This is a genomic window from Phaeobacter sp. JH20_26 (assembly GCF_048056275.1).
In the GTDB taxonomy this organism is placed as follows: Bacteria; Pseudomonadota; Alphaproteobacteria; order Rhodobacterales; family Rhodobacteraceae; genus Phaeobacter; species Phaeobacter bryozoorum.
Map to the genome: position 1 here is coordinate 1,061,315 of NZ_JAYMWL010000013.1, position 21,751 is coordinate 1,083,065.

The 21,751-nt window shown below is 63.6% G+C and carries 19 protein-coding genes; 4 read left to right on the forward strand and 15 right to left on the reverse strand.

Annotation, left to right across the window (positions count from 1 at the left end):
• Both ribB and VWY60_RS10915 read right to left on the reverse strand, forming a co-directional pair.
• Entirely contained in the window at positions 1-1,122 is a 1,122-nt protein-coding gene (ribB, locus tag VWY60_RS10910; protein WP_416534810.1) for a 3,4-dihydroxy-2-butanone-4-phosphate synthase, read from the reverse strand.
• A 427-nt stretch (positions 1,123-1,549) separates the two neighbouring features.
• Positions 1,550-2,143, reverse strand: a complete 594-nt coding sequence (locus VWY60_RS10915) for a riboflavin synthase (RefSeq protein WP_340544983.1) — start codon at positions 2,141-2,143, stop codon at positions 1,550-1,552.
• A 254-nt stretch (positions 2,144-2,397) separates the two neighbouring features.
• Between VWY60_RS10915 and VWY60_RS10920 the strand changes: the two genes are divergently transcribed.
• The 3 genes from VWY60_RS10920 (at position 2,398) to VWY60_RS10930 (ending at position 6,958) form a co-directional block, all read left to right on the forward strand.
• Entirely contained in the window at positions 2,398-3,690 is a 1,293-nt protein-coding gene (locus VWY60_RS10920) for a capsule biosynthesis protein (RefSeq protein ID WP_416540465.1), read from the forward strand.
• 96 nt (positions 3,691-3,786) lie between these two features.
• Positions 3,787-4,923: a polysaccharide biosynthesis/export family protein gene (locus VWY60_RS10925; RefSeq protein WP_340544981.1), complete on the forward strand. Its 1,137-nt coding sequence runs from the start codon at positions 3,787-3,789 to the stop codon at positions 4,921-4,923.
• 4 nt (positions 4,924-4,927) lie between these two features.
• A complete protein-coding gene (locus VWY60_RS10930; RefSeq protein ID WP_416540466.1) occupies positions 4,928-6,958 on the forward strand; it encodes a capsular polysaccharide biosynthesis protein in 2,031 nt (676 codons plus the stop codon).
• Positions 6,959-6,977: 19 nt separating this feature from the next.
• On the opposite strand, the gene ribD is transcribed toward VWY60_RS10930, so the two are convergent.
• The 5 genes from ribD to VWY60_RS10955 form a co-directional block, all read right to left on the reverse strand.
• Entirely contained in the window at positions 6,978-8,054 is a 1,077-nt protein-coding gene (gene ribD, locus VWY60_RS10935) for a bifunctional diaminohydroxyphosphoribosylaminopyrimidine deaminase/5-amino-6-(5-phosphoribosylamino)uracil reductase RibD (protein WP_416540797.1), read from the reverse strand.
• 38 nt (positions 8,055-8,092) lie between these two features.
• Entirely contained in the window at positions 8,093-8,560 is a 468-nt protein-coding gene (nrdR, locus tag VWY60_RS10940) for a transcriptional regulator NrdR (protein ID WP_340544979.1), read from the reverse strand.
• Between the two features lie 120 nt (positions 8,561-8,680).
• Positions 8,681-9,097 (reverse strand): secondary thiamine-phosphate synthase enzyme YjbQ, encoded by a 417-nt coding sequence (locus tag VWY60_RS10945; RefSeq protein ID WP_416540467.1) that lies wholly within the window; start codon positions 9,095-9,097, stop codon positions 8,681-8,683.
• Between the two features lie 34 nt (positions 9,098-9,131).
• Positions 9,132-9,623, reverse strand: a complete 492-nt coding sequence (locus VWY60_RS10950) for a hypothetical protein (protein ID WP_416540468.1) — start codon at positions 9,621-9,623, stop codon at positions 9,132-9,134.
• A 34-nt stretch (positions 9,624-9,657) separates the two neighbouring features.
• Positions 9,658-10,068, reverse strand: a complete 411-nt coding sequence (locus tag VWY60_RS10955; protein WP_416539317.1) for a hypothetical protein — start codon at positions 10,066-10,068, stop codon at positions 9,658-9,660.
• Positions 10,069-10,314: 246 nt separating this feature from the next.
• Here VWY60_RS10955 and VWY60_RS10960 point away from each other — a divergent pair, with 246 nt between their 5' ends.
• Positions 10,315-10,989, forward strand: coding sequence for an SDR family oxidoreductase (locus VWY60_RS10960; protein WP_416534804.1), 675 nt, complete (start codon positions 10,315-10,317; stop codon positions 10,987-10,989).
• A gap of 115 nt (positions 10,990-11,104) precedes the next feature.
• Here VWY60_RS10960 and VWY60_RS10965 read toward each other — a convergent pair whose 3' ends face one another.
• The 8 genes from VWY60_RS10965 to VWY60_RS11000 form a co-directional block, all read right to left on the reverse strand.
• Positions 11,105-11,404, reverse strand: a complete 300-nt coding sequence (locus VWY60_RS10965; protein WP_416539316.1) for a hypothetical protein — start codon at positions 11,402-11,404, stop codon at positions 11,105-11,107.
• Positions 11,405-11,631: 227 nt separating this feature from the next.
• A complete protein-coding gene (gene rpoD / locus VWY60_RS10970; protein WP_340544973.1) occupies positions 11,632-13,620 on the reverse strand; it encodes an RNA polymerase sigma factor RpoD in 1,989 nt (662 codons plus the stop codon).
• 131 nt (positions 13,621-13,751) lie between these two features.
• Positions 13,752-15,977, reverse strand: coding sequence for a DNA primase (gene dnaG, locus VWY60_RS10975; protein ID WP_416539315.1), 2,226 nt, complete (start codon positions 15,975-15,977; stop codon positions 13,752-13,754).
• 1 nt (position 15,978) lies between these two features.
• Complete coding sequence (locus tag VWY60_RS10980) at positions 15,979-16,317, reverse strand: hypothetical protein (protein ID WP_416534801.1); 339 nt, start codon at positions 16,315-16,317, stop codon at positions 15,979-15,981.
• Between the two features lie 37 nt (positions 16,318-16,354).
• Positions 16,355-16,900 carry a sarcosine oxidase subunit gamma gene (locus VWY60_RS10985; protein WP_416540469.1) on the reverse strand — a complete coding sequence of 182 codons (546 nt, stop codon included), beginning with the start codon at positions 16,898-16,900 and terminating at the stop codon, positions 16,355-16,357.
• The gene (locus VWY60_RS10990; protein WP_416540470.1) at positions 16,893-19,814 is read right to left on the reverse strand and encodes a sarcosine oxidase subunit alpha family protein; all 2,922 of its coding nucleotides are present in this window, start codon (positions 19,812-19,814) and stop codon (positions 16,893-16,895) included. The genes VWY60_RS10985 and VWY60_RS10990 overlap by 8 nt, the downstream gene beginning before the upstream one ends.
• Entirely contained in the window at positions 19,814-20,074 is a 261-nt protein-coding gene (locus VWY60_RS10995) for a sarcosine oxidase subunit delta (protein WP_416534798.1), read from the reverse strand. The genes VWY60_RS10990 and VWY60_RS10995 overlap by 1 nt, the downstream gene beginning before the upstream one ends.
• An 81-nt stretch (positions 20,075-20,155) precedes the next feature.
• A complete protein-coding gene (locus tag VWY60_RS11000) occupies positions 20,156-21,409 on the reverse strand; it encodes a sarcosine oxidase subunit beta family protein (RefSeq protein WP_340544965.1) in 1,254 nt (417 codons plus the stop codon).
• Positions 21,410-21,751 lie beyond the last annotated feature (342 nt).

A 21,751-nucleotide genomic window follows, 5' to 3' on the forward strand; every position in this document is an offset into this window, starting at 1 on the left:
TCAAGCGTCCTTCAGAAGAGGTTTGGTGCCAACGATGCTCAGGCCGTAGGCGTCTAGTCCAACATAGGTGGTCGAGGGCGAATCCGTCAGCAATACAAGCTCATGCAGACCCATTTTGGACAGGATCTGCGCGCCCAGCCCGGTCTGCTTGATGGTGCGCGGGCCTTCGTCGTCCTGCGCATAGAGCGAATTGCGCGGCTCGCGGAACAGGCAGACGACGCCGCGCCCCTCGGCCGCGATCAGTTCCATCGCGCGCGGCAGCTGCCGGCCCGGTTTGGGACCAAGTCCCAGAAGATCCGTTGCCTCATGCAGCGCATGGGTGCGGGTCAGGACCGGTTCAGGGGTGGTGATATCGCCCTTGGTCATCACCACATGTTCAATGCCGTGGGTCTGGTCGGTAAACAGGCGCAGTTCCCAATCGCCACCGATTTCAGACGTGACGGTCTTGCGCGAGGTCTCCACCACCAGATTGTCGTTGCGCGCGCGGTAGGCAATCAGATCACTGATGGTGCCGATTTTAAGCCCGTGCGTCCGGGCAAAATCGACCAGCTCCGGCAGCCGCGACATGGTGCCATCCTCATTCATGATCTCGCAGATCACGCCCGAGGGGTTCAGACCAGCCAGACGAGAGATATCAACCGCCGCCTCGGTATGGCCTGCGCGCACCAGCACACCGCCGCGTTTGGCCCGCAGCGGAAACACATGCCCCGGTGTCGCCAGCGCGGCCATCGTGTTGCTCTCGTCAATGGCCGCCGCCACGGTCAGTGCACGGTCGGCAGCGGAAATCCCGGTCGAGACACCTTCGCGGGCTTCGATCGACACGGTGAAAGCTGTTTCATGGCGCGAAGAATTGTTCACCGCCATCATCGGCAGCCCCAGCGCATCGACCCGCTCCGCCGTCATCGGAAGACAGATCAGACCGCGTCCGTGAGTCGCCATAAAGTTGATCGCCGCAGCATCCGCAAATTCGGCGGCAATCACCAGATCGCCCTCGTTTTCGCGGTCCTCGTGATCGACCAGGATGAACATCCGCCCCTGACGGGCCTCTTCGATGATCTCTTCAATAGGGCTGATTGCGTCACGCAACTGGGCTTCAATCGGCCCCGGTGTTTCAAAGCTCATTCAGGCAACCTTTCGGTGGGCAGTCGTGGACAATGGTCAGTGCGACCTCCACAACCCCGAGCAAGGCCGTGGATACCCCAGCGGGATAGACCAGCCGCAGCGTAAATACCAGCCCCGCTTGCGGCAGCCCATGTTCCGGACGCGGCGTCGCGGTGGCGCGTTCCCCTGTCAGAGGCTGTTTCAGGGGCAGCGGTTGCGGCGGCAGATGGCCCCTTGCACAGGCACGACGCAGCCACGACAAAGGTCAAACTACGCCGCAAGATCAGCTCCCCTCGTCGCGGGAGATCGCTGACGCGCGCCGCCCCTGCGGCGCGCCACGCCCAACGCCTGAGACGGCATCCGCGATGCCGGGGAACGGGGGCGGGAGCCTTTTGCGACGCCCCAGGCAGACAGCCCCAGATTGCACGGGGGCGCGCGTGAAAGAGGCTCAGCCCTGCTCGTTCAGCCGGGCCACGTAACGGGCCAGCGTGTCGATCTCAAGATTCACCGCATCGCCAATCGCGACATCTCCCCAGGTCGTCACTTCCTTGGTGTGCGGGATGAAGTTGATGCCGAAATCACATCCGTCGACATCGTTCACAGTCAGCGAGGTGCCATTCAGCGCCACCGATCCCTTTGGCGCGATAAAGCGCGCCAGCTCCTGTGGCGCGCGCAGAGTCACGCGGGTGCTGTCCCCTTCATCGCGGAGATCCACCACCTCGGCCACGCCATCGACATGCCCCGACACGATATGGCCGCCCAGCTCATCACCGACCTTCAGCGCGCGTTCCAGATTGACGCGCTTGCCCAGAGTCCAGCCGTTGCCGCCGATATTGGTCTTGGACACGGTCTCGGCAGAGATCTGCACATCATACCAATCCTCCCCCAGTGCGATCACCGTCAGGCAGACACCGTCAGAGGCGATCGAGGCCCCGATGTCGATGGTTGCAGTGTCATAGCCGGTCTTGATCCGCGCCCGCAGGTCTCCCTGCTGCTCCAGCTCGGTGATGATGCCGATATCGGTGACGATGCCTGTGAACATGGGCGGGCTCCTGCAGGTTGCATATGCGGTTATGGCCGTCTTGGTCGGCCGGCGCCTCTCTGGTAGCCATTGGACCGCCGCGCGGCAAGCCCCGCTGTTGCCGGATAGGCGCGCCCGGCCCCCTGTGGCGCAGAACAGGCCGCCACTGGGCTTGCCTCGCCCAGCCGCGCCAGCCTACCCTTGCGCGGAAAGATGGTTAAATCCGATTAGGGGTTAAGCCATTGTTTGTACAATCGGGATATATTCGGCCCATTATGCACAAGACCGACCATCCACAACGCTGCTTTTTGTTTCTGCAAGGGCCTCATGGCCCGTTCTTTGCCAGCCTGGCAGAGATGTTGCAGGCTGCGGGCTCAGACGTGTGGCGGGTGGGGTTCAACGCCGGCGATCAGGCGTTCTGGCGCGACCGGGCCAGCTACCTGCCCTATCGCGGCGCCCCACAGGATTGGCCCGCCCATCTGGACACGATGCTGGACGACAAGAAGATCACCGATCTGGTGCTCTACGGCGATACCCGCCCGATCCACGCCAAGGCGGTGAGCATCGCGCGGGGCCGCGGCATCCGGGTACATGTCTTCGAGGAAGGCTATCTGCGCCCCTATTGGGTCACCTATGAGCGGGACGGCTCCAACGGCAACTCGCGGCTGATGGACATGCCCGTGGAGCAAATGACCTCAGCGCTTGCGCTCTCCGATATGGAGGCGCCGCTGCCCCCTTCACATTGGGGCGATACCCGGCAACATGTCTTCTACGGCGCGCTTTACCACGGCTGTGTCATGCTGCTCAATCAGGGGTACCGCCAGTTCCGCCCGCATCGGGCGCTGCCGGTCACCCGCGAATTTCAGCTCTATCTGCGCCGCCTGCTGCTGATGCCAATTCAGGCGCTGGAACGCAGATTGGCGACCCGGCGCATCCGCAACGGCGGCTTTCCCTATCATCTGGCCCTGCTGCAACTGGAACATGACAGCGCCTTTCAGGAGCATTCCCCCTTTGCCAGCCTCACAGATTTCCTGACCGAGGTGTTCCAGGGCTTTGCCGAGGGCGCGCCGCGCCATCACCATCTGGTGGTCAAGGCGCATCCGCTGGAAGATGGCCGTGTTCCGATCCGGCGCGCGGTGCGCCAGCTGGCAAAACACTATGGGCTGGAACACCGCGTCCACTACGTGCGTGGCGGCAAGCTCGCCGCCCTCCTGAACGAGGCCCGCACAGCGGTCACAGTGAATTCAACGGCCGGCCAGCAGGTACTCTGGCGCGGCATCCCGCTGAAGGTGTTTGGCAAGGCGGTCTACGACAAGCCCGAATTTGTCTCCACCCAACCCCTGCCGGAGTTCTTTGCCGCGCCCGCACGACCGGACAATCGCGCCTACAAGGATTATCGCCGCTATCTTCTGGAAACCTCGCAGCTCCCCGGTGGCTTCTATTCCCGCAAGGGCCGCCGCCAGCTGCTGCGGCAGGTGGTGGATATGATGCTGGCGCCGGAGGACCCCTATCAGGCGCTGATCCAGGGGACAGCGGCACCGCGGCAACAGTTGCGTGTGGTGAACTGACGAGCCAGACCTCCAAGGCTGGATTTTTCCAAAACACTGCGCTAGCTTGGCCTTAAAACTTGAGGCAGAACAATAATAGGTCGAGGAGACCGAGCAGTGAAAACCGTTCCCTTGCAATGGGCGCGCCCGGTTGCGATTCTGGCCGCAGTCACGCTGGCAGCATCCTGTGGCCTGCCCCAGGTCGGCCCGAATAAGCGTCAGATTTATGCCGGTTCCGTGCAAAAAGAAGGCGATGCCTTCATTGTATCGGTCAATGATCGCGTGACCCGCGCCACCGCCGTTGTCCCGGCGCTTGGCTTTTCCGAAAGCTTCCGCAGCGCCGGTCAGCTGACCTCCGACGTGATCCGCCCCGGTGACGTTCTGGGCCTCACCGTCTGGGAAAACGTCGATGACGGGCTCTTGGCGGCAGAGGCCACCAATGCCACGGTGCTGGAAGAGGTGCAGGTCGACAGCGCCGGCTTTATCTTCGTGCCCTATGCCGGTCGGCTGCGCGCCTCAGGCAATACGCCGGATCAGCTGCGCCGCACCATCACCAAGAAACTCGAAGATCAGACCCCCGACCCGCAGGTTCAGGTCCGCCGCCTCGCAGGCGATGGCGCCACTGTCAGCCTGACCGGGGCTGTCGGAGGACAGGGGGTTTACGCGATCGAACGTCCGACACGGACGCTTGCCACCATGCTGGCCCGCGCTGGCGGCGTCGCGATTGAGCCGGAGAACGCCCAGATCACCGTTATTCGTGGTGCGGAGCGCGGTACCATCTGGTTCCAGGATCTGTTCAAACACCCCGAGCTGGACATCGCCCTGCGCGGCGGCGACAAGATCCTGGTGGAAGAGGACAGTCGCTCCTTTACTGCTTTGGGCGCAACCAGCGCGCAGGCGCGTGTCCCGTTTGAAAGCCAGAACCTGTCCGCACTTGAGGCCATCGCCCAGGTCGGCGGTCTGGTCTCCACCGCATCAGATCCGACAGGCGTCTTCGTCTTGCGTAATGAGCCTGCGGAAATTGCCAATCAGGTGCTCGGGCGCAACGATCTGATCGGGGCGCAGCGGCTGGTCTACGTGCTGAACCTGACCAAGCCCAACGGGTTGTTCGTGGCGCGCGACTTCGTGATCCGCGATGCCGACACGCTCTATGTGACCGAGGCTCCCTACGCCCAGTGGACCAAGACCATCTCGCTTCTGGCCAGCCCGCTGGCGCCGATCGCCAGCGTCGAAAGTTTGGCCAGCGGCGGCTGATGACATGACGGGAACAGACCCGACGACAAGGGCCGGGGGCATTCGCTCCCGGCTTTACTATTTCAACGCCGGTTTCCTGCGCCAGCGGCGGCTGCGGCGCATCCTGTCACTGGCGGGCTATGACCTGCGGCTGGGCAAGCCGACGGCAGAGGATCTTGTCGCGGTCTGGGGCAATGCCGATACCGCTCATCGTGGTCTGGCCGTGGCGGCGGCACAGGGCTGTGGCCTGCTGCGGGTCGAAGACGCGTTTCTGCGCTCGATCCATCCCGGCCGTGAGGGAGAGCCGCCGCTGGGCTTGCTGCTCGACCGGTCAGGGTTGCATTTCGATCCCGCCACCCCCTCGGATCTGGAGCAGCTGCTGGCCACGCACCCGCTGGATGACAGCGCGCTGATGCGCCGCGCCCGGCGCGCGATTGCCCGGCTACAGGAGGCCCATCTGAGCAAATACAACGCCTATTCGCCAAACGCGCCGGTGCCGGAACCGGGTTATGTTCTGGTGATTGATCAGGCCCGCGGCGACGCCTCCGTCCGCGCATCCACCCCTCATGAAGGAACCGATCACGCGCGCTTTCAGGAGATGCTCTACTATGCGCAGGACGAACATCCCGGCGCCCGCATCATCATCAAATCCCATCCGGAGGACCGCGCAGGCCATCGCCCCGGTTACTATACCGCCGCAGACGCGCAGAGACGGGTCGAGATCCTTGATGCGCCGGTCTCGCCCTGGGCGCTGCTGGAGGGCGCCATCGCCGTTTATACCGTGTCTTCGCAGATGGGGTTCGAGGCCATCCTCTGCGGTCACAAACCCCGCGTTTTTGGCCAGCCCTTCTACGCAGGCTGGGGCCTCAGCGAGGACGAATTCCCGATCACCCGGCGCCAGCGCCGCCTGACCCGCGCGCAGCTGTTTGCGGCGGCGATGATCCTCTATCCGACCTGGTACAGCCCCTATCACGACCGGCTCTGCGAGCTGGAGGAGGTGATCGACGCGCTGGAGGCCGAAGCCCGCGCTTGGCAGCAGGATCGCGCAGGCTGGATCGCCTCAGGAATGCGGCTGTGGAAACGACGGACGCTGCAACAGTTCTTTGGCCGCTACCGACGTCTGCGGTTTAGCGACAGCCCCAAGGTCGCGCGCGCCAGCGGGCGCAACTGGATGATCTGGGCCGGGCGCACCGGCACCGGGCAATCTCCGGGCGCCCATCGTGTCGAGGACGGGTTTCTGCGGTCCCGCGGGCTGGGGGCGGCACTGGTGCCGCCACTGTCACTGGTCGTCGACCGGCAGGGTATCTACTACGATCCGCATCAGCCCAGCGACCTGGAAGACCTGATCGCCGCCCGCGCGACCCTGACCGCCCAGCAGCAACAGCGCGCCGAGAACCTGACCCGGCGGCTGGTGCAGGACAGCCTGTCGAAATACAACCTCGGCGGAACGGTCCCGAACCTGCCCGAGGGGCACCGCATTCTCGTGGTCGGACAGGTGGCAGATGATGCCTCGGTCCGTCTGGGATGTGAGAAAATCGCAACCAATGCCGACCTGCTGCGGGCGGCCCGTGCGGCCAACCCGGACGCCGTGCTGATCTACAAGCCGCACCCGGATGTGGAGGCCGGGCTGCGCGACGGCAGCATCGCCGCCGAGGGGCTGGCGGATGTGGTCGTGCCCGACAGTGACCCGATGGCGCTTCTTGACATGGTGCATGAGGTCTGGACGATGACCTCGCTTCTGGGCTTTGAAGCGCTGCTGCGTGGGGTCAAGGTGACCACGGTTGGCGCGCCGTTCTATGCGGGCTGGGGGCTGACCCGGGATCTGGGCGCGGTGCCCGTTGCCCGACGGCAGGCCCGCCCCTCCCTGATGGGGTTGGTACATGCCGCGCTGATTGATTATCCGCGCTATGTGGATCCGGTCAGCGGCCTGCCCTGTCAGGTCGAACTGGTGGTGGAGCGGCTGGCGAAGGGCGATATTCCTGCCCCGGGCACCGCCACCCGGACCCTGGCAAAGCTTCAGGGGCTATTCTCCACCTATGCGCATCTCTGGCGCTAGGCTGCTGCCATTAGGCGACCTAGCCCAGTGAACGGGCCCAACGGTGCTGGATATCTGCCCCAACGGGACGCATGTCGATCAGATCAAAGCGCGGCGCATCGGCCAAACCCTTTAGGCCCATGCTGCCAATTGAGGACAGACCATCACCCCCGATGGCCAGCCCGGCAGTGAAGCCAATCAGCTCATCCACCAGATCCTGCGCCAGAAGCGAGGCCGCAAGCGCGCTGCCGCCTTCGCAGAAGACGCGTGTCAGACCCGCCTGCCCCAGCTGCTGCAAGACATCAGCCGCATCCAGCTGCTGACCCTCTGCGGCGCAGGGCAGCAACCGCGCGCCCAACCCTTCCCAGGCGCGCAGGCGCTCAGCATCGGCGCCGGTCCCATGGCAGATCCAGACCGGGATATTGCGTGCACTGCGTGCCAGCTGCCCCATCAGCGGCAGGTCGAGATGTCGCGAAATCACCACCCGCACGGGCTGACGGCTCACCCCAAGATCCCGCACGGTCAGTGACGGGTCATCCGCACGGGCAGTCCCACCACCCACCATCACCGCATCATGGCGTGCCCGCATCGCGTGGACGGCACGGCGGGCCTCGGGTCCGGTGATCCATTTGCTCTCGCCCGCAGCGGTGGCAATACGGCCATCAAAGCTGCTCGCAAGCTTCAGCGTCACAAAGGGGCGCCCTTGTTCCGTCTTCAGAAAAAACCCGGCATGATCCCGTGCCGCCGCGTCCGAGCACACCCCGGTGGTGACCTCGATACCGGCATCGCGCAGCATCGCAAACCCGTGGCCTGAAACCCGTGGATCACTATCTTCCATGGCTGCCACCACCCGCGCCACGCCAGCGTCGATCAGGGCCTGAGCACAGGGAGGTGTCTTACCGGTATGAGAACAGGGTTCCAGCGAGACATAGGCGGTAGCGCCGCGCGCCAGTGCACCGGCCTGGCGCAATGCCTCGGTCTCCGCATGAGGGCGGCCCCCCGGCTGGGTCCAGCCCCGGCCGACAATGCGGCCTTTGCGCACGATCACACAGCCGACAGCCGGGTTCGGCCAGCATTGCCCCTGCCCCCGTCGTCCCAGCGACAGGGCCAGCGACATATAGCGCGTATCCCCAGCCCGCATCCGTCCGGAGGCGTTCACTCTTCCGGCGCCTCCGGCGGGCGCAGCTCGTGAACGAAATCCTCAAAATCATCCGCCGCCTGGAAGTTCTTGTAAACACTGGCAAAGCGGACGTAGGCCACGGTATCTATACGGGCCAGCGCCTCCATCACGATTTCACCGATCTTCTTGGACGGGATATCGGTCTCACCCATGCTCTCCAAGCGCCGCACGATGCCCGAGATCATCTGATCTATGCGTTCCGGTTCAATCGGGCGTTTCTGCATGGAAATGCGGATCGAGCGCTCCAGCTTGTCGCGGTCGAAATCTTCACGTTTGCCATTGGTCTTGATCACCACGAGGTCACGCAGCTGCACCCGCTCATAGGTGGTGAAGCGGCCACCACAGGCCGGGCAGAACCGGCGCCGCCGGATCGAAACGTGATCCTCAGCAGGGCGCGAGTCCTTTACTTGGGTGTCGATATTTCCGCAAAACGGGCAGCGCATCAGCTGTCCCCCCTGTTCCAGTCCGCCGGTCAACCGGACGCCGCTGCGCCCTTATCCACAACTATATGGCAGCCTCTAGGGTTTGGGTAGAGGTGAATTAAGACCACAAGATGCCGGGGCTTAAACCAAATGCGCGATCACCCTGCGGCTGTGCGCTGCGTCGCGATGCTCGAACAGGTAGATGCCCTGCCAGGTGCCCAAGGCAGGCCGCCCGGCGGTCACCGGGATCGACAGGCTGACAGGCAGGATCGCCGCCTTGATATGGGCAGGCATATCGTCAGGCCCCTCATAGGTGTGGCGCAGATAGGCCATCGACGGATCGGACGCGGGCGGCACCAGACGCGACAGATAAGCGAGGAGATCGCCCTGCACCTCCGGATCGGCGTTTTCCTGGATCAGCAGCGAACAGGAGGTGTGCCGCACAAAAAGCGTCAGCAGCCCGGCGTCGCAGTGTGCGCGCGATACCCAGTCCACAATCTGATCGGTGATTTCATACAGCCCCTGCCCGCGGGTGGAGACGGTGAACTCTGCCTGCATGGATCACCTCGATGCCCAAACTTCTGCCCGGCTATCAGTTACGGCTGCGAAAGGGGAAAATCCAGTCTTCGCATTTGCCATAGGCCGCATTGGCACGAAACGCATAGCCGGGCGTCAGGATATCACCGGTCCAGTTGCCGGAGAATGGCGTCACCCCGGCGGCGGCCGGATCCAAGGTGAACCGCACGGCGGAACGTGCACCGGTGGTGCTGCTGGCCCCGATGCCGTCGACGGCGTAGATCTTTGTCTGCCAGGGCAGTCCGAGCGATTTGCGCACATAGTCTCCGGCGGCACACCAGTAGTCGGATTTCAGCGCCCCGGCCCGTCCGATCACCTCAAACTGACTCGCCCCCGCGGGCACGACCTCCAGCCGGTTGATCGCACGAAAGGCGGATGCCGGCACCGCCAGCGCCAGAAGGCCAAGCCCAACACCCACAACGGCGAGTGCCGTCCGGCGTGGTCCAGCCCGACGGCCCCTGGAGATCTGACGCGCTCTGCGGGATTTGAAACTGGGAAAACCGGTCATGATGAACCTCGCCGATTGCGAATGAGGGCGCCGGTCAAAAGCGAACAAAGGCGGTGGTGCACTGGTGATCGGCCTCCTGAACGCTGAGCCGGTCACCAACGCGATAGGCATTTGTCCGTTTCAGCCAACTGTCGGGACGATCACTTGCAACCGGGCTCAGGCTGAAATGCACGGTGGATTTACGGTTCACGGCGACGCCCTCGCCGATACCGCGCACGACATAGATGCTCTGCCCCCAGTCGGCACCAAGCGCGCGGCGCGCGTAGTCCGCCGCGCCACACCAGAATGCCGAGCGCACTGCGCCCTGCGGCGGGACCACTTCGAAACTGCCGTCAGGAAGAGCAAAGACACGCGCCTGATCGACGGTCACATGGCCGGTCGGGGTTGCTTCGGCGCAGGCTGACAGCGCAAGCGCCGCCGCAATAGTCACAGAAAATAGTCGCATGATGCCTATCCTTGATGAGTAATTCAGCCCGCGGCTCTGAGGATGCGCGCGCAAGCTGACCTGCGATCTGCGCGAAGCCCACAGGTTAGAGATAGAGGGCCACCGGCAGGATTCCAGATACCGCCGACCACGGCCAGTCACAACTGTTCACATTCAACGCTGCCGAAACAGGCCCATCACCTGCGCAACCAATCGGGCACTCGCCGCGTTGAGCGGTCAAACAACCACAAGACAGAGGATCCTCCCATGGCTCAGAAAACCCTGTTCATCACCGGCGCATCCAGCGGCATCGGCGCAGCAACCGCGCGTGCGGCCCACAAGGCAGGCTGGAACGTCGGCCTGTTCGCCCGGTCCGAAGACAAGCTCAACAGCCTCGCCGAGGAACTGGGCGACGGCGCCCTGGCCTTGCCGGGAGATGCCACCAAATTCGAGGATCAGGTCGCCGCCCTACAGCATCTGCGCGACAGTTTCGGCCAGATCGACGCAGCCTTTGCCAATGCCGGGACCGGTCTCAACACTCCCGGGACGGAAAACGGCGACCCCTCGGAATGGCATGACATGGTTCATATCAACATCATGGCCCTGCTCTACACGGCAAAAGCCGCTATCCCGCATCTGAAACCGCAGAAAGGACACATCGTGCTGACCGGTTCGGCGGCAGGGCGGGTGCATATCCCCGGCTCCATCTATGGCGCCTCAAAATGGTTCGTCCATGGCTATGGCGGCAATCTGGCCGAAGAGATGAAGGACTGGGGCGGGCGCTGTACCGTGGTTGCGCCGGGGATGGTGGACACCGCGTTCTTCGACGAAGCCAAGCCCGACAAGCTCCAGCCCGAAGACGTGGCCGATGCCGTTGTCTTTGCGCTGGAGGCCGACCCGCGCAATGCCGTGCGGGAGGTCTTCCTGATGCCGACCGGCTGAGGCCGCACGCGCCGCAGCACTGCGGGGGAGTAACGCCCATAAAAACATCCGGAAGGGTCACCCCTTCCGGATGTGTCACCTCAGGCGCGGTGACGCGGCGGTGCCTATGGCCCGCTCAATGACGTCGGTCGGTGGGGAACGGAATGATTTCAGCTGTTTGCCCTTCGGTTAGGGCGGTCGCCAGCACCTCCAGAACATCTGGATCTGCGGCATCTCCTGCGCCCTCACCAAAGCACTGGCAGGCGCGGTCCATCAACATCGCCCGGGCAGCAGGGGCTTCCATCTGTTCAAGCAGGGCGCGATCTTTGCGCATGATTTCGACAAGAAAGGCATTCGCCTTGGTCAGCGCGCTGAGCGAGCGGAGCTTGTCGTCCAGCACATTAAGTGCCTCGTTCAAATTCGAATGATGCGCCATTGGACCCCTCCGATCTCGCAAAGTTAACATATTGGTAACTTAGGTATTCGCGGCCCAAAAACAATTGCTGACTGTTAGGAATGGTTAACAACGCCACCCAGACAGGCGGGCCGGGCTGCGACGGGCTGGACCCGCAAAATCCATGCCGAACCGCCCCCTGCTGCAAGGCACACAGCAAAAAGGCGCCCCACCGGGGCGCCTGTTCTGTTCGGATATCAACTGCCGCATTACTGGTCGAGGAAGCTGCGCAGTTTGCGAGACCGGCTCGGGTGCTTGAGCTTGCGCAGCGCCTTCGCCTCGATCTGGCGGATCCGCTCGCGGGTCACGCTGAACTGCTGGCCCACCTCTTCCAGCGTGTGGTCGGTGTTCATGCCGATGCCAAAACGCATCCGCAGAACCCGCTCCTCACGCGGGGTGAGCGAAGCCAGCACGCGGGTGGTGGTTTCCTTGAGGTTTTCCTGAATGGCGCTGTCGAGCGGCAGCACGGCATTCTTGTCCTCGATGAAATCGCCCAGCTGGCTGTCTTCCTCGTCCCCGATCGGGGTTTCGAGAGAGATCGGCTCCTTGGCGATTTTCATCACCTTGCGGACCTTTTCCAGCGGCATCTGGAGCTTTTCTGCCAGTTCTTCCGGCGTCGGCTCGCGGCCGATTTCATGCAGCATCTGGCGGCCGGTGCGGACCAGCTTGTTGATCGTCTCGATCATATGGACCGGAATACGAATGGTCCGGGCCTGATCCGCGATGGAGCGGGTGATCGCCTGACGGATCCACCAGGTCGCATAGGTCGAGAACTTGTAACCCCGGCGGTATTCGAATTTATCCACCGCCTTCATCAGGCCGATGTTGCCTTCCTGAATGAGGTCAAGGAACTGCAGGCCGCGGTTGGTGTATTTCTTGGCGATCGAGATCACCAGACGCAGGTTGGCCTCAACCATTTCCTTCTTCGCCTGACGGGCTTCTTTCTCACCCTTCTGGACCTGCTGCACGATGCGGCGGAATTCAGAGATGTCGAGACCGACATACTGACCGACCTGCGCCATATCGGCGCGCAGCTCTTCGACCTTGTCGGTGGAACGTTCGACAAACATCTGCCAGCCCCGTCCCGGCTTCTCCGCCATATCGGCCAGCCAGTTCGGATCCAGCTCGCGGCCACGGTAGGCATCCACGAACTCGCGACGGTTGATACGGGCCTGATCCGCCAGTTTCACCATCGAGCTGTCGATCTGCATGACACGGCGGTTGATGCCATAAAGCTGGTCGATCAGCGCTTCGATCCGGTTGTTGTGCAGGTGCAACTCGTTGACCAGCAGAACAATTTCAGACCGCAGAGACTGATAGATCTGCTCATCCTGCGCGCTGAAAGAGCCATCTTCGTTCAGGGTGGCCGAAATCCGGCTGTCCTGCATTTCGCTCAGCTGTGCATAGTCGGAGGAGATCTGTTCCAGCGTGGTCAGCACCTTGTCCTTCAGCGCCGCTTCCATCGCGGCAAGGGACATGTTGGCCTGATCGTCCTCGTCCTCGTCGTCGTCCGATGCAATCGGGTTGCCGTCAGCGTCGAGCTCTGGACCGGTGTCTTTCGCCACAGGTTTGCTCGCGGCAACGACAGAGGTATCCACCACCGGCTCGCCAACCTCACCGTCTTCGTCCAGCTGGTTGCCGAACGTCGCCTCAAGGTCGATCACATCGCGCAGCAGAATGTCTTCGGACAGAAGTTCGTCATGCCAGATGGTGATCGCCTGAAAGGTCAGCGGGCTCTCGCAGAGACCGGCGATCATCGTGTTGCGGCCAGCTTCGATCCGCTTGGCGATGGCGATCTCGCCTTCGCGGCTCAGCAGTTCGACCGATCCCATTTCGCGCAGATACATGCGCACAGGGTCGTCGGTGCGGTCCAGCTTCTCAGCTGCCGCGCCAGCCACCGCCACTTCGCGGTTGCTGTCGGTGGTCACCAGATCGGTCGAGCCCTTCTGCTCTTCCTCTTCGGCTTCCTCATCTTCGATGATGTTGATGCCCATTTCGGAGAGCATCGACATCACGTCCTCGATCTGCTCCGAGCTTACCTGATCCGGCGGCAGGACCTGATTGAGCTGATCATAGGTGATGTAACCCTTCTCGCGCGCTTCGGCGATCATCTTCTTGACCTGAGCCTGGCTCATGTCGAGAGAGATTTCGGGCTCCTGATCGTCAGGTTTGCGGTCGTCGGTATCTTTGGCGGCCATTCAATGCTCCTCGTCGGGGCTGGGGCGATTCGGTTTCGCGAATCATTATCGCGATCCGCTGATTCGTCACCCGGTTTACCCGTTTTTCTTTCGCTCTTCCTTAGCAAAACGACCTGACTGCGGCGCAGCGGTCACTTCTTGGAGTAGCCAATTCGTTCCAAAAGGGCTCCGAAAGCGTCGCGTTCCTCACGGTTCAGACGCGCTCCGTTCTCCCCCACATCATATTGCGCTCGGTCTTCGTTCTCACTGCGCACGGCTTTGTTGCGCGCTTCGGCAGCCTGTCCCAGCCGCCATGTCACAGCCTCATCAGCCAGCCCGTCCAGATCCTCTTCCGCCTCGGCCAGCTCTGCATCCAGGCCCCGGCTTGCCTCCAGCTTGGCAAATTCCTCCGCCAGGGTCAGGCTGGCGATTTCCACATCGCCGGGACGACGCAGACAGGGGCTGATTGCCACATGGCGAAGCGCAAAGAGGTTTTCAAGGGCATGGCTGCCGGCAGCCTGTGCAATTTCCTCTTTCAGCCGTTCAGGCGCATCTACACCATGACGCAGCACCAGATCGCGCAGCAGCGCGTGATCCGAGCCGACACAGGCCATACGTTCCAGATTGACCTCATATTTTGCAATCACCGCCGGTGTGGTGATCACCGTCGCCAGAATCACTGCCTCACGGACGCGCACCAGCGCTTCCTCGCTGCCGCCAGCAAGCAGCGAATTACGGGTCGTCTCCAGCGGCTGTGGTGGGGCGTTCTTGCCGCGCCAGGGCATCCGGGCACCATCGCGGAAACCACCAGCCTTGCGGAATTTTCCAGCGCTGTAATTGCCCTGATTGCCCGCCTGAGCCGGGGTGACGGGCGGCGGCGGCGCCTCATAACCGGGATCAAATCCACTGTCGTAGCCCGGATCGTAGCCGCTATCATAATCGCCATAATCGCCGCCAAAGTCGGGATCGCCCGCAGCTCCAAAGCCCGGATCAAAGCTTGGCCCCGGATCAAAACCGGTATCAAACCCCGGATCCGGCAGCGCATCGAACCCGGCGTCCAGCCCCGGTGCCGCTGTCGCTTCGCGCGGGCGGCCGCCGCGAAACAGCTGCCAGCGCAGATCCTGCAGATCCTCGCCATAGTGGCGGCGGATCGAGGGATCGCGGATCAGCCGGATCTTGTCGCGCAGCGCCTTGTCCAGCGCGGCCTTGCGCTCGGGACTGTCGAAAACCTTGCCCTCCGTTTCGCGCTGCCACAGCAGCCGCACCATCGGCATCGCCTGATCAAGCACCCTCTGCACCGCCTCCGGCCCTTCGGCTCGGATCAGGTCATCGGGGTCCTTGCCCTCGGGCATCAGCGCAAACCGCAGGGATTTCCCCGCCTCAAGCAAGGGCAATGCCAGATCAATCAGCCGCATCGCCGCGCGCAGACCAGCGGTATCGCCGTCCAGCGCGATGATCGGCTCATCCGCAATGCGCCACAGCATCTGGAGCTGGTTTTCGGTGATCGCAGTGCCCAGAGGCGCCACCGCCGCCTCAAATCCGCCCTCTGCAAGGGCGATCACATCCATGTAGCCTTCGGCGACCAGCAGCTGGCCGGATTTCCCCGACGCGGTGCGCGCAGGCCCGTGATTGTAAAGGCTGCGCCCCTTGTCAAACAGCGCGGTCTCCGGCGAGTTCAGATATTTCGCATTGTCGCGCGGATCCATGGCTCGGCCGCCAAAGGCGATCGCCCGCCCGCGCGCATCGCGGATTGGAAACATGATCCGGTTGCGAAAGGTGTCATAGGGCTTGCCGCCTTTGTTCGAGGGTTTGGCCAGCCCCGCACCCATGATCAGCTCTTCCGGCACACCCTTGCCGCGCAGCGCGTCCCATAGGTTCTGCCAGCCGTCAGGGGCAAAACCGATCTCCCAGCGTTCCAGGGCCTGACCCGTCAGCCCGCGCCGCGCAAGATAGCTGCGCGCAGCCTCACCCGACCGCGTGTTGAGCTGAAGGCGGAAAAACCGCACCGCCTGTTCCATCACCTCGGCCAACTGGGCCCGGTGGTCCTGCTTCTGCTGGGCCTTGGGGTCGCGGGCGGGCATTTCCATCCCCGCCTCCTGCGCCAGGATCTGCACCGCCTCCATGAAGCCGACGTTCTCCGTCTCCTGCACGAATTTCAGCGCATCCCCTTTGGCATGACAGCCAAAGCAGTAATAGAAACCCTTGCGGTCATCGACGTGGAAACTGGCGGATTTTTCATGGTGGAAGGGGCATGGCGCCCACATGTCGCCCTTGCCCTGATTCGATTTTCGCTGATCCCACATGACCTTGCGCCCGACAACCTGAGAGAGGCTGACGCGAGTGCGCAATTCATCAAGGAACCCGGGGGGAAGCGACATCTCAGTTGCTCTGCAACTGCTTCTGCATCTTCTGGATCTGATCCCAATTCGCCAGACATTGCTGCTCCAGCAGCGCGCCGAAGTCATTGTCGCGCAGATCGCGCTTGCGCAGACTGTAGATATGCGCGGTCAGCTGCGGAATGGCTTTGCTGTACTGCTCGGGCCAGGCGGGATCACTGTCCAGAATCGTCTGGGCAACATCAGCCTGTTTCACACGGTCCAGCCGCGCCTGCTGCACGGCCGCCATGACCTGCCCTTGATACTTGCAGCTTTCTTCTTTTTTTTCAGCGGCATAGGCTGGCGCGGCCAGCAAAGCTGCGACAAGGGCAAGACGGATCATACACTTGGCTCCCGGAATCAGTTGGTGATCCCTGAGATTACCCCCGTGCCGCAACAGCTTCCATCGCTGTTTTCAGATCATCCACAAGTGTCTCCGCCATGGAGCGGAACACCATGATCTGCAGGCTCTTTGGCCCGAGCCGGGTGACCGAGGCCGCCATGTGCTTCAGCTCACATCGGACGGTATGGCCGCGTTTGAACACGGCGGGCCGCAAATCCACCGGGCAGAGCCGTGCCAACACCGCGTCGCCCTGCGCACCTTCCAGAAGCACCACAGCCCAGCCATCGCTCTGATCGGTCAGCGCGGCATGATCTGCCAGCGCAGGATCCGGCCGCACGCCGGACAGCAGCGCCAGCTCACGGCCAAACCAGATAATCCGCGCCCCGGCCTTGCTGTTGCTTCGGTCCGGCATCGGCCAGCGCAGCCCATGCGCGGCCGACAGCACTTCGGAGAGCGCGGCTTCTTGACCGGCATAGGGCGCGAGGGTGGTCATCTCCTCCAGCGTCGCCTCCCTCAGCGACAGATCCCCCACCTGCACAGGCAGCAGCCCCGCACAGGGCGATTTTGCAATCAGCTTAACCACGCGCACGCTCCCCCTCTGGATCAAAGAACACCGGCTCGACAATCTCGCAGAGCACGTCCAGCCCTGCCGTGTGATCCACCATGCGGATCGGATCGCCAATCCGGTCTGGACCGGCCTTTATCAGCGCCAGACCAATCATATGCCCCAAGGTCGGCGAATAGCAGACCGAGGTGACATAACCCTGATCATGTGGCCGGTCGACCGGATCCTCCGGGTCAAACAGATGCGCCCCGGCGGTCAGCTGCTGCACCGCGCCGGTGGGTCTGATCCCGACCAGCCGCATCCGCGCCTTGGCGACCAACCCCTCGCGCAGGGCCATCGCGCGACCGACACAGGGTTTGCCGGAGCGGAGCATCCCACCGAACCCCAGATCATGCAGCGTCGCGGTGCCGTTGATCTCGGCATGGGTCAGAAACCCTTTTTCAATGCGCAGCACATTCAATGCCTCCAGCCCATAGGCCCCACCGCCAAGCGCTTCCGCCCGGCGCAGCAATTCGCCAAACAGGCTCTCGCCATAGCGCGCAGGAACCGCCAGCTCATAGGCCTCCTCGCCCGAGAAAGAGATGCGGAACAGCCGGGCCGTGACCTCTCCCAGCGCCACTACGCCACAGGCCATGAACGGCCAGTCCTCGCTAACAAATGCCGCGCCGAGGAGATCCTGCAACAGCCTCCGCGCCTTCGGGCCTGCGATGGAAAACTGCGCCCACTGCTCGGTCACAGACTGGATCCGCACGTCCCACTCCGGGTGCAGCGCCTGGCTCACGAATTCCAGATGCGCCATCACCTGCCCGGCCGCTGCGGTCGTGGTGGTCATCACATAGTGGTCTGGCGCCAGACAGGCGGTGGTACCGTCATCCATGACAAACCCGTCTTCGCGCAGCATCAGCCCATAGCGCACCCGACCGGGTTGCAGCGTGGCAAACCCATTGGCATAGACATAGTCCAGCAACCGGGCGGCATCCGGCCCCTGAATGTCGATCTTGCCAAGGGTGGAGACATCCGCCACCCCAACCGCATTGCGCACATACCCGACCTCGCGGTCGCAGGATTGCCGCCAGCTGGTTTCACCCTGTTTCGGAAAATAGCTGGCGCGATACCACAGCCCCACCTCCATCATATGCGCGCCCATATCCTCGGCCAGCGCATGGGATGTCAGCAGCCGACGCGGCGCAAAGCCGTGATCCTGCGCGCCTGCCCCCATCACCCCGATCGGCACCGGCACATAAGGCGGGCGAAAAGTGGTGGTGCCGGTCTCGGGAATGCTGCGGCCCGTGGCCTCGGCCAGCACTGCCAGAGCCACCACATTGGAGCTCTTGCCCTGATCGGTGGCCATGCCTTGCGTGGTGTACCGCTTCATATGCTCGACCGAGCGGAAATTCTCGCGCCCCGCCTGACAGATGTCCTTGACCGTCACATCGTTCTGGAAATCCACCCAGGCCCGCCCGCGCCCCGGCACCGACCAAAGCGGCGTCACCCGGCAGGGCGCATCCTCGGCCTCCGGCAGCTCCACGGGCACAGCGCGCCTGCCCAGCGCCTCCAGCGCGCGTGCGCCCGCCTCCGCCCCGTCCCGCAAGGCCGCCGCAGTGGAGAAAGCTCCGCCACAGGCCCCGGCAACCGCCAGCCCCGGCACCGCGCCCTCCTGCGGCACAAAACAGGCCAGATCGCGCCGCCAGCGCGGCCGCCCGTTCAGGTGACAGGTCAGATGCAGCGTCGGATTCCAGCCACCGGACATGGCCAGACAGTCGGTCTGCAGCTTTTCCTCCCCCGCAACGGAGCGCAGCGTCAGGCTTTCCAATCGCTGACGGCCTGAGGCATTGCAGACCTGAGCGCCCCGGATCACCCGGAACTCATCGCTCTGTGGTGCGTCATGGCGGCTGTCGATGACCGCCGCGACATGAACACCCGCCGCCGCCAGATCCCGTGCCGTCCGATGAGCATCGTCATTGTTGGCAAACACCGTCACCCGCTCACCGGGCGCCACCCCCCACCGATTGAGGTAGCTTCGCACCGCACCTGCCATCATGATGCCGGGTCGGTCGTTATTGGCAAAGGCCACCGGCCGCTCCAGCGCGCCGGATGCCAGGATCGCGCGCTTTGCCACCAGCCGCCAGAAACAGCTGCGCGCAGCCTTGCCGGACCCGGCAGCTGTGGTTTCAAGCGCACCATAGGTGCCCTGATCATAGACCCCGGTCACCGTGGTCGAGGCCATGCGCCGCACATTGTCCAGACTGTCCAGCTCCGCAACCACAGCCGCCACCCAGTCCTGTGCCGGCTGCCCTGCGATGGTCTCGCGCTCGCTCAGCAGGCGACCACCGGGCGCGCTATCTTCGTCACAAAGGATCACATCCGCACCACCCCGCGCCGCCGTCAGCGCCGCCATCAGACCCGCAGGTCCCGCGCCGATGACCAGAAGATCACAGAACCCAAATGCCTTTTCGTAGGTCCCGTCATCCGGCGCCCCGGACAACGCCCCCAGCCCTGCTGCACGACGAATGACCGGCTCGTAGATCTTCTCCCAGAAGACCGCAGGCCACATGAAGGTCTTGTAGTAGAACCCCGCGCCCAGAAACGGGGCCGCCAGATCATTGACGGCCATCACATCAAAGCCCACCGAGGGCCAGCAGTTCTGGCTCCGCGCCGCCAACCCCTGGTATACCGGCAGGGTGGTGGCGCGCAGATTGGGTTCCTGCGCCGCCCCCTCGCCCAGGGTAACCAGCGCATTGGGCTCCTCACTGCCCGCGGTCAGAATGCCGCGTGGCCGATGATATTTGAACGAGCGCCCGACAAGGTGAATGTCATTGGCCAACAGCGCCGCCGCCAGCGGCTCACCTTCATGCCCCCGCAACACACGCCCATTGAAACTGAAATCGACCTCGCGCGGCTCTGCCATGCCGCCCCAACCTGCAACCCGCATCAGCCCGCCTCCCCGGTTGCCGCAGGCGCGGCGGCGAGCATCTCGTGATTTGAGGTGTCGCGCCGCACCCTGATCCAGCTGCCACAGCCGTGCTGATGATACCACCATTCCTCCAGCGGGCCTGCCGGGTTGAGCCGCAGATGGACATGAGCATGCCAGACCTCGAGGGGCGCGCCCTCCTCCGGCGCCTCCAGCACCGCCCCGCGATAATAGAACTCGCGACGATCACGCTCACCGCAGAGCGGACAGGTAATCCTCATGACGGGCGCCCTTTCACCTTTCCAGAAATACTCAAATACGCCGTCACGCCAGCCAAGACGCCGGCGCGGACCACGCGACGGTCAATGCAGGTTATGCTGCGCACCGGTCGCCTCCTCATCCATCAGGCCCCGACCGGTCTCAAACCGGTCCAGCCGGAACGCTGCCGCCGCCTGATGCGGGCGATCCGTGGCGATCAGATGCGCATAACACTGCCCCGAGGCGGGGGTTGCCTTGAAGCCGCCATAACACCAGCCCGCATTGAGATAGAGACCCTCAATCGGCGTGCGATCAATGATCGGCGATCCGTCCGGCGTCATATCCATGATGCCGCCCCAGCTGCGCAGCAGCCGCGCCTTGCCGATGGCCGGCAGCATCGCCATGCAGGCCTCCATCGTGTGTTCCACCATCGGCAGATTGCCTCGCGCCGCATAAGAGGCATAGAGGTCGAGATAGCTGCCAAACACCAGCCCCCCCTTGTCGGACTGGCTGATATAGAGATGCCCCTCCGCAAAGGTGATGACGTGGTCGATAATCGGCTTCAGCCCTTCGGAGACAAAGGCCTGGAGCACATGGCTCTCGATCGGCAGGGTCAGCCCCGCCATGGCCGCCACCTGGCTGGAGCGCCCGGCGGCGGCCATCGCAACCTTGCCCGCGCGGATCAGGCCACGGGGGGTTTCCACCCCGATGACCTTGCCGCCCTCGGTCCGAATGCCGGTGACCTCGCAATTCTGCAGGATATCGACACCGCGCTGATCCGCCCCCCGCGCAAAGCCCCAGGCGACCGCATCATGGCGCGCCGTGCCCGCCCGCCGCTGCAACAGCGCCCCCTGGATGGGAAACCGGTTATTGTCATAGTTCAGCAGCGGCACCATTTCGCGCAGCTGGTCACGGGACAGGATCTCGGCATCATCGCCCTGATTGATGATCGCATTCGCCCGCCGCACCGCGCTGTCGCGCTGCGCGTCATTGTGGAACACGTTCAGGATCCCCCGCTGCGACATCATCGCATTGTAGTTCAGATCCTGCTCCAGCCCCTCCCAGAGCTTCAACGAATGGGAGTAGAACTCCGAATTGCCGGGCAGATAGTAATTCGCCCGCACGATGGTGGTGTTCCGTCCGACATTGCCACCGCCGATATAACCGCGCTCCAGCACGGCGATATTGCGCATCCCGTGGTCCTTGGCCAGGTAATAGGCCGTGGCCAGCCCGTGACCACCGCCGCCGATGATCACCGCATCATATTCGGGTTTGGGATCCGGGTCGCGCCAATGGGCCTGCCAGCCCCGGTTGCCTGTCAGCCCTTCGCGCAGCACACGCCAGCCAGAAAATCGCATCCCCGCTCCCCCCTTTGCATCCCGGTTGATCCCCCGGTCGTCCGCAGGCCAGGCCACCTGCACCCGCGGTGATCTCATGCCAGCCGCCGCGCCCTCTCGGGCGACAGTCTGGCGCGTTCCGCATCCCGATACCAGCCCTGATACACCGATTGGCCCGCGCCCTGTTCCCGGTTCCAGCCCTGGCCGGGACACCCGTGCCGACCGGCGCTGCACCTGCCCTGATCCGCCCTTGCAAACGACACCGCCCGCTATCAGCAGCACATTCAATACACATGTGTCCAGAGCAAAGAAGCCAGCGTTGCCGGATCGCGCCTCGGGCCTGGCCAGCGGGCCGCCTTGATC

Bases quoted from the DNA above. Each gene is read 5' to 3' on its own strand.
- ribB (WP_416534810.1), bottom strand. From the start codon at position 1,122: ATGAGCTTTGAAACACCGGGGCCGATTGAAGCCCAGTTGCGTGACGCA.
- VWY60_RS10915 (WP_340544983.1), bottom strand. From the start codon at position 2,143: ATGTTCACAGGCATCGTCACCGATATCGGCATCATCACCGAGCTGGAG.
- VWY60_RS10920 (WP_416540465.1), top strand. From the start codon at position 2,398: ATGCACAAGACCGACCATCCACAACGCTGCTTTTTGTTTCTGCAAGGG.
- VWY60_RS10930 (WP_416540466.1), top strand. From the start codon at position 4,928: ATGACGGGAACAGACCCGACGACAAGGGCCGGGGGCATTCGCTCCCGG.
- ribD (WP_416540797.1), bottom strand. From the start codon at position 8,054: ATGTCGCTGGCCCTGTCGCTGGGACGACGGGGGCAGGGGCAATGCTGG.
- nrdR (WP_340544979.1), bottom strand. From the start codon at position 8,560: ATGCGCTGCCCGTTTTGCGGAAATATCGACACCCAAGTAAAGGACTCG.
- VWY60_RS10945 (WP_416540467.1), bottom strand. From the start codon at position 9,097: ATGCAGGCAGAGTTCACCGTCTCCACCCGCGGGCAGGGGCTGTATGAA.
- VWY60_RS10950 (WP_416540468.1), bottom strand. From the start codon at position 9,623: ATGACCGGTTTTCCCAGTTTCAAATCCCGCAGAGCGCGTCAGATCTCC.
- VWY60_RS10955 (WP_416539317.1), bottom strand. From the start codon at position 10,068: ATGCGACTATTTTCTGTGACTATTGCGGCGGCGCTTGCGCTGTCAGCC.
- VWY60_RS10960 (WP_416534804.1), top strand. From the start codon at position 10,315: ATGGCTCAGAAAACCCTGTTCATCACCGGCGCATCCAGCGGCATCGGC.
- VWY60_RS10965 (WP_416539316.1), bottom strand. From the start codon at position 11,404: ATGGCGCATCATTCGAATTTGAACGAGGCACTTAATGTGCTGGACGAC.
- rpoD (WP_340544973.1), bottom strand. From the start codon at position 13,620: ATGGCCGCCAAAGATACCGACGACCGCAAACCTGACGATCAGGAGCCC.
- dnaG (WP_416539315.1), bottom strand. From the start codon at position 15,977: ATGTCGCTTCCCCCCGGGTTCCTTGATGAATTGCGCACTCGCGTCAGC.
- VWY60_RS10980 (WP_416534801.1), bottom strand. From the start codon at position 16,317: ATGATCCGTCTTGCCCTTGTCGCAGCTTTGCTGGCCGCGCCAGCCTAT.
- VWY60_RS10990 (WP_416540470.1), bottom strand. From the start codon at position 19,814: ATGCGGGTTGCAGGTTGGGGCGGCATGGCAGAGCCGCGCGAGGTCGAT.
- VWY60_RS10995 (WP_416534798.1), bottom strand. From the start codon at position 20,074: ATGAGGATTACCTGTCCGCTCTGCGGTGAGCGTGATCGTCGCGAGTTC.
- VWY60_RS11000 (WP_340544965.1), bottom strand. From the start codon at position 21,409: ATGCGATTTTCTGGCTGGCGTGTGCTGCGCGAAGGGCTGACAGGCAAC.